Origin of the sequence: Vibrio sp. D420a (genome assembly GCF_030248625.1) — a bacterium.
GTDB lineage: Bacteria > Pseudomonadota > Gammaproteobacteria > Enterobacterales > Vibrionaceae > Vibrio > Vibrio fortis_A.
In genome coordinates this window covers 1-736 of record NZ_JAHGAN010000060.1, presented here as the reverse complement: position 1 = coordinate 736, position 736 = coordinate 1, and the positions used below count along the sequence as shown (strand labels likewise).

Annotated in this window: 1 protein-coding gene; it reads right to left on the bottom strand. The window is 44.4% G+C overall.

Annotated features, from left to right (window positions below):
• Nucleotides 1-259: 259 nt before the first annotated feature.
• Nucleotides 260-736, bottom strand: a 477-nt coding sequence (locus KI743_RS23320) for a porin (protein WP_373417852.1), incomplete at its 5' end; no start/stop codon positions are given.

The window sequence follows — 736 nt, the reverse complement described above, 5'->3', positions numbered from 1 at the left end:
TTGAGGGCGCGTTCCAGGCTCTCGACCTACCTTACGAGCCAGTTCATATTTACCTTCACGGTTTGGCTTGCACGTAAACAGTGTAGGGTTACCATAAATCACTCCCTGCGCTGTTATCTCTTTAATCATTTATAAATCTCAGAAAAAATGACACAAAAAGGCCACCTCAAGACGAAGTGGCCGAAAAATTAAACAGTGGATATATCATTAAGACACATAATCAGAGGGAGACCGGGCATGCCCCCTCAGTACATGACTATTAGAAGTAGTAGTAAGCCGCTGCAAATACGTGAGTCTCTTCATCGTATTGTGTGTTACCACTGAAACGAGCGCCTTCTAGATCTTGTTTGATATCGATACCCATGTCAGCGTTTGCAGAGATGCGGTACATTGCAGCAACGTTGATGTAAGAAGAGTCGATGTCAGATGCGCTGTCTTCTTCGTTGGTGTTGAACGCGTAACCTGCAGCAATAGTTAGGTCTTCAGATAGCGTGTAGCCACCAGAGAAGTAGAAGCCTGTGTTCTTCATTTCATCGTTTTGGTCGATCCAAGAGTTTAGACCTAGAGTCATTGAGCCTAGCTTCATGTTTCCAGATAGAGAGTAAACCTCGTAGTCTTTCTCATCATCACGAGTTTCGTAACCCGCATATACGCTGAATACTTCTTGCTCAAGACCGATGTAACCATTCACACCTTTGTCAGCGTCGTTGTGGTCATCGTCAGTTTCGAAGTAAGA